The sequence below is a fragment of the Streptomyces glaucescens genome (assembly GCF_002154375.1).
Lineage (GTDB): Bacteria > Actinomycetota > Actinomycetes > Streptomycetales > Streptomycetaceae > Streptomyces > Streptomyces glaucescens.
Genome location: NZ_MUND01000492.1, coordinates 1 through 10,765, shown reverse-complemented (window position 1 = coordinate 10,765; position 10,765 = coordinate 1). Strand labels below are relative to the sequence as shown.

The 10,765-nt window shown below is 70.6% G+C and carries 10 protein-coding genes; 3 read left to right on the top strand and 7 right to left on the bottom strand.

Annotation, left to right across the window (positions count from 1 at the left end; all coding sequences use genetic code 11):
* The 6 genes from CCN42_RS29240 to CCN42_RS29215 all read right to left on the bottom strand — a co-directional run.
* Nucleotides 1-214: hypothetical protein (locus CCN42_RS29240; protein WP_143662047.1), on the bottom strand; the 214-nt coding region annotated here is incomplete at its 3' end.
* 376 nt (nucleotides 215-590) lie between these two features.
* Nucleotides 591-1,196 (bottom strand): response regulator transcription factor, encoded by a 606-nt coding sequence (locus tag CCN42_RS29235; protein WP_158102145.1) that lies wholly within the window; start codon nucleotides 1,194-1,196, stop codon nucleotides 591-593.
* Between the two features lie 181 nt (nucleotides 1,197-1,377).
* The gene (locus CCN42_RS29230; RefSeq protein WP_086740108.1) at nucleotides 1,378-2,946 is read right to left on the bottom strand and encodes a tryptophan halogenase family protein; all 1,569 of its coding nucleotides are present in this window, start codon (nucleotides 2,944-2,946) and stop codon (nucleotides 1,378-1,380) included.
* 73 nt (nucleotides 2,947-3,019) lie between these two features.
* The gene (locus CCN42_RS29225) at nucleotides 3,020-4,267 is read right to left on the bottom strand and encodes a pyridoxal phosphate-dependent aminotransferase (protein WP_245877523.1); all 1,248 of its coding nucleotides are present in this window, start codon (nucleotides 4,265-4,267) and stop codon (nucleotides 3,020-3,022) included.
* Nucleotides 4,268-4,317: 50 nt separating this feature from the next.
* Nucleotides 4,318-5,064 carry an SDR family NAD(P)-dependent oxidoreductase gene (locus CCN42_RS29220; RefSeq protein WP_086740104.1) on the bottom strand — a complete coding sequence of 249 codons (747 nt, stop codon included), beginning with the start codon at nucleotides 5,062-5,064 and terminating at the stop codon, nucleotides 4,318-4,320.
* On the bottom strand, nucleotides 5,061-5,828 hold the full coding sequence (locus CCN42_RS29215; RefSeq protein WP_158102144.1) for a thioesterase II family protein: 768 nt from the start codon (nucleotides 5,826-5,828) through the stop codon (nucleotides 5,061-5,063). Before CCN42_RS29215 ends, CCN42_RS29220 begins: the two co-directional genes overlap by 4 nt.
* A 121-nt stretch (nucleotides 5,829-5,949) precedes the next feature.
* Here CCN42_RS29215 and CCN42_RS29210 point away from each other — a divergent pair, with 121 nt between their 5' ends.
* Nucleotides 5,950-7,560: a (2,3-dihydroxybenzoyl)adenylate synthase gene (locus CCN42_RS29210; protein WP_086740101.1), complete on the top strand. Its 1,611-nt coding sequence runs from the start codon at nucleotides 5,950-5,952 to the stop codon at nucleotides 7,558-7,560.
* A 189-nt stretch (nucleotides 7,561-7,749) separates the two neighbouring features.
* Here the strand turns inward: CCN42_RS29210 and CCN42_RS29205 are convergent, their stop codons facing one another.
* Nucleotides 7,750-9,102, bottom strand: coding sequence for an MFS transporter (locus CCN42_RS29205; protein WP_245877522.1), 1,353 nt, complete (start codon nucleotides 9,100-9,102; stop codon nucleotides 7,750-7,752).
* A gap of 293 nt (nucleotides 9,103-9,395) precedes the next feature.
* Between CCN42_RS29205 and CCN42_RS29200 the strand changes: the two genes are divergently transcribed.
* Nucleotides 9,396-10,055: a TetR/AcrR family transcriptional regulator gene (locus tag CCN42_RS29200; protein WP_086740099.1), complete on the top strand. Its 660-nt coding sequence runs from the start codon at nucleotides 9,396-9,398 to the stop codon at nucleotides 10,053-10,055.
* 141 nt (nucleotides 10,056-10,196) lie between these two features.
* A partial coding sequence (locus tag CCN42_RS29195) for a winged helix-turn-helix transcriptional regulator (protein WP_245877521.1) occupies nucleotides 10,197-10,765 on the top strand: 569 nt, incomplete at its 3' end.

Here is a 10,765-nt window from a genome sequence, read left to right as displayed (position 1 = left end):
GGTCATTCGCGTCGAAATAACACTCCCCGGCCCGCTCCTCGAACGGCAGACCCGCCCCGACCAGCCGGTCCACATCCCCCGGCTCACACCCGAGCATCTCCCGCGCGACCGACTCCGGCTGCGACTTCACCGAATACTCGGCAGGAATGAACTCGATGGAATCCGCTACCTTCTCCCAGGACGTACTACCGGCAGCTTCGGCTTGATACGGCACGACCCATCTCCCCCGAAGAATAACCACGCCGGCGACCGGCGCAAGTCATCGATGCAATGCGCTCGAAAAAAGCACGAGTAATTACCAGCCCTCATTCACCCGGAGCGCAAGAGGCGATTGAGACATTAACAGTGGAGATCACGTCAGGACAGGTTCACTCCGCATTCGTCCCTGTGCGTTTTGCATATGGGGACCGGAGGAACGGAACCTTGACACGGCGCCGCGTGCCCCTCGCTCGGCGCGCGGGCACGCCCGTGGGTCGGGCCGGGTGCGCCGGGCAGGACGGCCGGGGCTGACGCCGCCGCGCGCCGGCGTGGGCGCGCGGTCCGCGGTGCGGACTCGGCCGCCGAAGACCCCGCGGCCCCGGAGGACCCTTTCAGATCCAGTGGGAATCCCGGGCGATGCGCAACGCGTCGATTCGATTGCGTGCGCCCAGTTTCGTCACCATGTCGGAGAGGTAGTTGCGCACGGTACCTTCGGACAGGCACAACTGGGTGGCGATCTCCATGACGGTCTCACCGCGGGAGAGGTGTTCGAGCACGGCCAGCTGCCGCATGCTCAAGGGGCAGTCACCATTGGCCACCGCCGCGACCGTCAATTCGGCGTCGAAGACCCGCTCGCCCTGGTGGACCAGGTGTATGGCCTCGAACAGCCGGCGCGGGGGCGCACTGCGCCGGAGCATTCCGGAGATCTCTCCGGTGAACGCCCGGCGGACGACCGAGCGGGTGCACGCGGTGGCGAGCAGCAGGGTCCGGCAGCGCGGCAGGCTCGCTATCTTCTCGGCGATCTCGACTGTTTCCCTGTCTCGGCCTTCGAAGCTGATGATCGCCACGTCCGGGCGATGCAGCTCGGCGAACTCCAGAGCGGCAGGACTGCTGTCCACCGATCCGGTGACCCTGATCTCGTCGCGCTGCTCGAGCAATGCAGTGAGTGCGGATCGGGACAAATGCAGGTCATCGAAAACCATGACATCGATTCCCACTCGACTCCCCTCCATCAACTGGGACCGCATAACGATAGCATACGCGTACGAAAACTAATCCCTTCGTGGCGCGATTTCTGCCTCCGTAAAAGCGGAGGATTCCGTTTCGGCGAGGTGACGCGCGTAGACATGACAGACGGCCGGGAGGGAGCCCAGGGCTCCCTCCCGGCCGCACCGGTCCTTACGGGCGCGCCCCCTTCCGGTCGTTGAGGTGCGCGATGTAGTCCCAGTGGCTCGGCAGCGTCTCCACCAGGGACTTGGCCTGGTCGCGGACGAGCCGCAGTTCCTTCTCGGCAGCGACGTCGTCCATCATCGCCAGGCCGGGCAGCGGGCGTACGTCGAGACCGCCGAGGCCCAGGATCATCGCCGTGTAGGAGTAGGGCTCGAACCCGTGGTAGTAGGGGAAGATGGTGTCCTGGTCGGGGAGCTTCGCCTGCCACTGCTCGATGCGGGCGCCGAGCGCGTCGGGCATCGTGCGGGTCTTGGCGTCCCGCCAGTAGTCGTTGTCGTTGCGCTTGGCGGCGACGTAGTGGAGCACGAGGAACTCCCGCACGCCGTCCATGACGTTGGCCACCTGGCGGTTGTACGACCTGCGCAGCTGCTCGTCGTTCGGGCCGCCCGGGAAGTGCTTCACCAGCTGCTCGATGGCGTTCTGGATGAAGAAGATGCCCGTCGACTCCAGCGGCTCGACGAACCCGCTGGACAGGCCGATCGCCACGCAGTTGTTCACCCACGAGTTCTCGCTGCGGCCGATGCGCATCCTGATGTGGTTGGCGGTCAGGTCGTCCGCGGCCGGCCCCCAGTACGCGCGCAGCGTGCGCTCCGCCTCCTCCGGCGTGCAGTAGTCGCTGGCGTAGACGTAACCGGTGCCGACCCGCCCGTGCAGCGGGATGGTCCAGATCCAGCCCGCCGCCTGGGCGCTGGCCCGGGTGTAGGGGCCCATCCCCTGGTCGGCCATCTCCATGGGCACGCGCAGCGCGACCGCGCTGTCGTTCGGCAGGGTGTCCTGGTAGGAGATGAAGGGCACGCCGAGCGTCTTGTTGAGCAGCATGCCGCGGAAGCCGGTGCAGTCGATGAAGAGGTCGCCCGCGAGGTCGCCGCTCTCCTTGGTGCGGACATGGGTGATGTGACCGCGCTCGTCGACCGCGGTGTCGACCACGTCGTCCAGGACGTGCCGGACCCCGCGGTCGGTGCCGTACCCGGTGAGCAGCTTCGCCAGCAGCGTCGCGTCGAACTGGTACGCGTAGGGGAACTGGGTGTTCTGCTCGGCCATGGTGGACCGGGACATGGAGACCGGGTCCTGCGCGCCCAGCTCCGGCGCCAGCAGGGCCCCGCCGAGCCGGCGCGGCGAGCGCTTGGCGTCGCAGAGCGCGGCGATCACCGAGCAGTCCCGGTCGTAGTCCTCGCTGGGCCGCTTGTGCAGCCACCAGTCGGCGAGCGACACCCCCTCGATCACGCGCGGCCGCTCGAAGGGGTGGTAGAAGTGATGCCCCTCGGCCCGCCAGTTGTCGTAGCGGATCGCCAGCTTGTAGGTGGCGTGGCAGTCCGGCATCCAGTCGGTCTCCTGGAGGCCCAGGTAGGAGAAGAAGTGGCGGATCGTGCTGAAGGACGCCTCACCGACACCGATGGTGGGCACGTTCTTGGATTCGACGAGAGTTACCGCGAGCCGCTCGCCGAACGCCGCTTTCAGATACGACGCGGTCATCCAGCCCGCCGTACCGCCGCCCACGATGACAACGCTCTTGGCCATTATGTCCTCACTTCTTTCGCACTGACCCGGTCTCAACCATGAACTCGCGTACGGCCGTCACCGGCCCGGCCGGCTACGCGGCCCCGCCGTCGGCGCATTCGTCGACGAATTCCAGAAGCCCCCGCACGCCGGTCTCCAGCGCCACCGGATCGACACAGAACGCGATCCGGACCAGATGCCGCGCCCAGGGCGCGTAGTCGTGGGAGCGGACCCGGCCCCGCTCGTCGACGTCGGGGCGCATCGCGAAGCCCTCGCCCGGGACGACCGCGACGCCCTTGCGCTCCAGCAGCCGGGTCGCGAAGGTCTCGGCGTCCAGCCCGGTCCGGGCCACGTCGAGCATCGCGTACCACCCGCCGGCCGGCAGTTCCCGCAGCAGCCCGGCCCGGATCAGCGGCGGCAGGGCCACGTCCCGGTTTCGCTGCACCAGCTTGCGGTTGGCCGCCGTCGAGTCGGCCCGGCTGTTCAGCGCGGCGATCCCCGCGTACTGCACCGGCGTCGACGTACCGATGATGTTGGCCTCCTGAACGACCTTCATCACGTCGGCGGCCCGGTCGTTGGCCAGCGCGACGTAGCCCAGCCGGTAGCCGGTCATCGCGAAGCTCTTGGAGAAGCTGAACACGCTGTGCACGATCCGCTCGCCGACCGGGACGTCACGTTCCAGCGAGGCGGTCGAGATGTGCTCGCGCTCGTAGAGGAAGTGCTCGTAGGCCTCGTCGCTGATGACCTGCCAGCCGCGGCCGCGGGCCAGGTCCAGCAGGGCGGTGAGTTCCGCGCGGTCCAGGACGACGCCGGTGGGATTGGCCGGCGAGTTGATCAGCAGCACGCGGGTGCGCGGGGTCGCGGCGGCGGCGATCGCCTCGGGGTCGGGCCGCAGATCGGCGCCGAGCGGATACAGCACCGGGCGGAAGCCGGCGAGCAGGCTCTGCTGGAGGTGGACCGGCCAGTGCAGTTCCGGCAGCAGGATCTCGGCGCCGGGCTCGGCCAGCGACTGGAGCAGGGCGGCCAGGCCCTGGCAGGAACCGGGCGAGATCAGCAGCCGGGAGACCGCGCTGTCCACCTCGTTGTCCGCGCGGAGCTTCTCCACCACGGCCGCGCGCAGTTCGGGCAGGCCCTCCACACCGGTGTACTTGGTCTCGCCCCGTCGCACGGCGTCCATGAAGGCCTCGGCGACATCGTCGGACGGATTGAAGTAGGGGTCACCGACGTGCAGCTTGGTCACCGCGACGCCGGATTCCTCCTCTCTCTTCTCCGCGGCCCGGAAGATGCGGTGCAGACACGAGGAGGGGATGGATTCGGCGGCGGACAGGATCTCTTGGCTCACGCTCGTAGCACCTTCGTTCCGTTGAGTGTTCTTCGGACTCGCGCGATGTGTCATGCGGTGCGGCCACCGTCGACGGGAATCAGCGCACCGGTGACCCAGCCGGAGGACTCGGGGTCGAGCAGCATGCACACCCATCGGCCGATCTCGGTGTCCTCGCCGAACCGACCCATCGGGGTCGAGGACAGGAGGTCGACGCGCAGCCGCCGGGTGGCCGTCTCGTCCAGCCCGGTCTCGTTCCACATCGGGGTGTCCACGGGCCCGGGCATGATGGCGTTCACCCGTACATCCGGGGCGAGTTCCCTCGCCAGCGAGCGGGTGAGGCTGTTCACGGCGGCCTTGGTCGCGCCGTAGAAGGACCGCCCCGGCATGGACAGCACCGCGCCGACGGACGAGATGTTGACGACGCTGCCGCGGCGGGCGCGCAGGTGCGGCAGGGCGCGGCGGATCAGTTCGGCAGGCGCCCGCACGTTGACGGCGAACATCGCGTCGAACAGTGCGGGGTCGCTCTCGTCGAGCCGTCCGAAGCGGGCCAGGCCCGCGTTGTTGACCACCGCGTCGACCCCGCCGAAGCGGTCGGTCGCCGTCGCGACGATCCGTTCGGCGGCGCCGGGCGCGCAGACGTCCTGCGCCACGTACGCGACAGCGGGTCCGTACCGGTCCGCCAGGTCCCGCAGCGGCTCCTCCCGGCGGCCGACGAGCGTCACCCGGGCGCCCGCCTTCACCACGCACTCCGTGATGCCCCGGCCGATACCGGTCGCCGCGCCGGTGATCACCACGGACTTCCCGTCCAGGGTCATCGCACGGCCTCGCTCTCCGCGAGGGCGGCGACCAGATCGGTGATCAGCTCGGCGGGGTCCGAGAGCAGCCGGAAGTGCCCGCCCGGCTGGGGCCGCACACTGAACCGGCCGGTGCCGGCCTCGGCCCAGCCGGCGACTCGCTCCTCGTCGACCAGCGGGTCCTCGGTGTTGTAGTAGCAGCGCACCGGGCACCGCAGCGGTTCGGGGTGCGGGGCCGGCCGGTAGGTCTCGTTGAGGGTGATGTCGGCCCGGACCACCGGCAGCAGCAGCTCGCGAAGCTCGGGGTCGTCCGCGACGGCCGGGTCGATGCCGCCCAGTTCCCGCAGCACGGCCCACAGTTCGTCGTCGGTGGCACGGTGCGTGGTGCCGCCCCCGGCCCGCCACGGCGCCGGTGCCCCCGACACGAACAGGCGGTGCGCGGGCCGCCCGTGATCCTGCAGCACGCGTGCGGTCTCGTACGCGACCAGGGCGCCCAGGCTGTGCCCGAACAGGGAGCAGGGAACCGGATCCCCTCGCAGCAGTTCCCCGGCGACGGCTGACGCCATCTCGGCGACGCTGTTCGCGGGCGCCTCGGCGAACCGGTCGGCGTGCCCCGGATACTGCACGGCGAGCAGCTCCCAGTCCCCGGGCAGCGCCGGTGGCCAGGCACGATAGGCCGCCGCGGTGCCCCCGGAGTGCGGGAAGCAGACCAGCCGGCCGGCCGGGTGCGCCACCTCGCCGATGACCCGCACCCACCCTCGGTCACCCGTTCGTATGCCATTCACGCCACCGAGCTTCACCGAAACCGGAGGCGGGTCCGCGGCAATCTGTCAAAGCTCTGTCGGGGTCGGCGCGGCCCGCTTACCGGTTGGCCGAACCTGAAGGCGTCACAACCTAGGAGGACGCATGCTGGACGGGTTCGTGCCCTGGCCACCCGAGTTCGCCGAACGCTACCGCCGCGCCGGCTACTGGAAAGGTGTCCCGCTGCGGCAGCTGCTCACCGACCGCGCCCGCCGCCACCCCGACAAGATCGCGGCTGTGGACGCGACCCGCCGGGTCAGCTACGCCGAGCTGGTGGAGGAGGCCGACCGGGTGGCGTCCGGCCTGCTCGGTCTCGGCATCTCCAGCCGTGACCGCGTGGTGGTGCACCTGCCGAACAGGATCGACTTCCTGACCACCGTCGTCGCCCTGTTCGGCATCGGTGCGATCCCGGTGATGGCCCTGCCCGGTCACCGCCGGGACGAGATCCTCCACCTGGCGCGCTCCTCGGACGCGGTGGCCTACGTCGGGCCGGACCGGCTCCAGGGCTTCGACTTCCGCGACCTGGCCCGCGAGGTGCGCCGTGACGCGCCCGGTCTGCGGCACGTCGTCATCGCGGGCGAGGCGGACGGCTTCACCCCGCTGGCCGAGCTCGCCAAGTCCGCCACCCGGGAGCTGCCGCCGGTCGACTCCTCCGAGGTGGCGCTGCTGCTGCTGTCGGGCGGAACCACCGGTGTGCCGAAGCTGATCCCGCGGACGCACGACGACTACGCCTACAACATCTCCGCCTGCGCGCGGGTGGCCGGCTTCGACGACAGTGGTGTCTACCTCGCCGCCAACCCCGTGCCGCACAACGCCGCGCTCGGCTGCCCCGGCGCCCTGGGCGCGCTGCTCCTCGGCGGGAAGGCCGTCCTCGCCGCGAACCCCAGCCCGGACCACGTGTTCCCGCTGATCGAGCAGGAGGGGGTCACCCTCACCACGCTGGTGCCGGCGCTGGCCCTGCTGTGGGCGGAGGCGGCGCGGAGCACCCCCGTCGACATGTCCCGCGTGACCATCCAGGTGGGCAGCTCGAAGTTCGGGCCCGCCGCCGCGGCCCGGGTGAGCGAGAGCCTCGGGTGCCGTCTGATGAACGTCTACGGCATCGGTGAGGGCCTGATCACCCACACCCGCCGGGACGACCCGCCGGAGGTCGTCTTCGGCACCGAGGGCCGGCCGGTGTGCCCGGACGACGAGATCAGGATCGTCGACACCGAGGACAACGACGTCGCTCCCGGCGAGACCGGCGAACTGCTCACCCGCGGCCCCTACACCATCCGGGGCTACTTCGCCGCGCCGGAGCACAACCGCCGGTCGTTCACCGCGGACGGCTTCTACCGCACCGGCGACCTGGCCCGGATGACCGAGGACGGGAACGTCGTCATCGAGGGCCGGCTGAAGGACATCATCCACCACCTGGGCGAGAAGGTCTCGGCCGAGGAGGTGGAAGGCCATGTTCTCACTCACCCGCTGGTGCGGGACACGGCCGTGGTCGGCGTCCCGGACGACGAACTCGACGAGCGGCTCTGTGTGTTCGTGGTGCTCACCGCCGACGCGGACACCGAGCGGACCCCGGTCACGCTGCGCACGATCAGGGAGCACATCCGCGGTCGCGGTCTGGCGTCGTACAAGCTGCCCGACGAGCTGATCATCGTCTCCGACCTGCCCCGCACCCCGGTGGGCAAGATCGACAAGAAGGCCCTGAAGGCAGCTCGGTCGTAGACCGAGCCGACGCCCGCACCGCGGGCGCGCGCGGACCGCCCGGCGAGAGCAGCTCGCCGGGCGGACGTGCTTCGGCGCCGGGACAGGTGCCGGGACCGAGATGGGTGCCGTGACCGATGCCCGCGCCGGCAGGCGGTCACGCCGATCCGTGACCGCCTGCCGGTGGGGAGGGCCCGCATGACCGGACTGTCACTCCCGCTCGGGGACCAGCTCGCCCTTCTCGTCCTCCGTCTGGCTCGCCGGGCCGGTGCGCGGCAGGACGGTGAAGGCGACGACGACGGCGGCGAGCAGCAGCACGGCACCGATGGTCATGCCCAGCGCGTAACCGTCGTTGAGGGCCTCCAGCGAGGCCGTGTCACCGGTGCGGTGGGTGGCGGCGGTGCCGAGGGCTGCCAGACCGAGCGAGGCACCGATCTGGCGGGTACTGCTGAGCATGCCGGAGGCGGTGCCCGTCTCGTGGGGGGCCACCCCGACGGTGGCGGTGGAGACGACCGGGGCGAGGCAGAGACCGAATCCGACGCTGGTGACGATCGACGGGCCGAGCACGTCGGCCAGGAACGAGCCGTCGGCGCTCATCATGCCGAACCAGGCGAACCCGGCCGCGGTCAGCAGTCCGCCGCCGACCAGCAGGGTCCGCGCGGGGACCCGGTAGCCGAGCTTGATGGCGATCACGGAACCGACGATCACGCCCAGCGCGAAGGGCAGGAACTGGAGGCCGCTCATGGCCGGGCCCTCCCCCAGGACGCGCTGGAGGTAGAGGGAGACGAAGTAGAAGGCGGAGGCCATCGCGCCACCGAGGAGGAGGTTGTAGCCGTTGGCGCCGGCGACGGAGCGGTTGCTGAACAGGCCGAGCCGGATCAGCGGGTCACGTCCCGTGGTCCGCTCGACGTAGATGAAGGCGACCAGCAGGACGACGGCGATCGCCAGGGTCGTGAGGGTGACCGACGAGCCCCACGCGTGCTGGTCGGTGCGCACGACGCCGAACACGAGCAGGGTCATGCCGGCCGTGGCCAGGACGGCACCCAGCACGTCCGGACGGCCGCGGCGCCGGGCGGGCGGGTCCGCGGCGACACCCCGCCAGGCCAGGGCCAGGGCCACGGCGGCCATCGGCACGTTGACGAACATCACCCATTCCCAGCCGGCGTACTCGGTCAGCACGCCGCCGATCAGCACGCCGAGGGCGCCGCCCGCGGCGTTCATCGCGCTCCACACGCCGAAGGCCTTCACCCGGGCCTTGCCGGAGGGGAAGGTCGAGGTCAGCAGGGCGAGCGCGGCCGGGGCCAGGGTGGCGGCGCCGACGCCCTGCACGGCACGGGCGGCCACCAGGTGGCCCGGTTCCTGCGCGAAGCCGCCGATGAGCGAGGCGAGGCCGAACACCGGCAGGCCGATCAGCAGGATCCGCTTGTGCCCGTACCGGTCGGCGATCTTGCCACCCAGCAGGAGCAGGCCACCGAAGGTGAGCGCGTAGGCGTGGATCACCCAGGTCAGGCCGGCGTCACTGAAGCCGAGACCGGAGGCGATCTCCGGGAGTCCGACGTTCACGACCGAAAGGTCCAGCGACACCATGAACTGCACGACAGCAACCGCGGCCAGGGTCAACCCCGGATTGGCAGCCCGGTCGACGGCCGTCCCACCTACAGATTGGGTGTTGGTCACCGCAACTCATCCCTCCACGGTCTCGGGTCTGGAGTATTTTCGAACACGTTCTGAAATTAGCACCGGGGGCGGGCCGCTGTCGAGCGCAGAAGGCCGGAGCCACTCCCGGATTCACGGAAGGGCATGATGGGACGGTGCCCCGAACCAAAGCAGCGCACGGCCGAGTCGGCCGGCCACCCGTGACCTCCCGTACGCAGATCCTGACCGCGGCCCGCCGGCTCATCGATCAGAGCGGCTGGGAGAAACTGACGATCCGCCGGCTGGCCGCCGAGATCGGCATCGGGGCCACGACCCTCTACCACCACGTGCGGGACAAGGAAGACCTGCTGTTCCTGCTGATCCACGAGTACGCGGACCAGATCCCGATCCCCGAGCTGCCCAGCGAGCCGCGGGACCGCATGATCGCGGCCGCCACGGCGATCCACGACGCCCTCGCCGCCTGGCCGTGGGCCGCGGAGGTGCTCACCACGGACGGGTTCATCAGCCGGCTCAGCAACTCGGCCCTGCAACTGGTCGAGGCCATCGTGGGCGGAGCGGTCGACCACGGGTGCACACCCGAGCAGGCCGTCCACATCTTCCGCAGCATCTGGTACTACACGGTCGGCGAGATCCTGGTCCGCGCGCACTCCTCCGGGCAGCGCACGGACGACGAACGGGCCGCCGACCTCGACGCGTTCATAGAAGGACTCGACTCCGCGCGCCTGCCGCACCTGTCCGCACTCGGCCACCGCTGGCCGGCCCTGGCCGCGCAGGACACCTACCCGCTCGCCCTGAGCGCCTTCGTCGACGGGCTGCTGGCCCAGGCCACTTCGGCGACGCCTCGGACGCCGAGCCGCTGACGAGAACCGGACGCGGTGGACGCGCCCTCGACCGGCCACCGCGTCCCGGGTCTTGCCCCTTTCTTTCCGGTTGTCCTCCACGGCGGCGGTGACGTCACAGGCTTGGAACCAGACGATGCCGATCGCCAAGGGGAGTTGACGGTGAGTAGCGATCTCTTGAGCACCGTGGACGGCGGGCGTGCGCAACCGGCGCGCCCGGCCGGCCCGAAGGCGCGGATCCCCGATTGCCCGCTGGCGCGGACCGTCGAGGCCGTCGGCCCCTGGTGGACCCTGGAGATCCTGCACGAGGTCTTCGACGGCCACGACCGGTTCGCGGCCATCCGCCGCAACCTGGAGACGCCCGCCGACGTCCTGCGGGACCGGCTCGCCGACCTCGTGGCGCGGGGCCTGCTGGAGACCGTGGACGAGACGGCGGACCTCCGGGACCGCGTGTACCGACTCACCGCGAGCGGCCGCGCGTTGCGGCCGCTCATCCTGGTCATGGCCGCCTGGGGGAACCGCCTGCTCGCCGCCGAGGACCGCAGTCTGGTCCTGGTCGACGCCGAGACGGGCGTCGAGGCGGACCCGGTCGTGGTGGACCGGCTGACCGGACGGCGACTGGACACGCCCGGCTTCGTCTTCGCCCGCGGGCCCGCGGCGAGCGGCTCAGTGCCGTGCGGGAATCTCCGGATAGCGGGCGATGATCTGCGCGCTCGCCGCGGGCCCGCGGG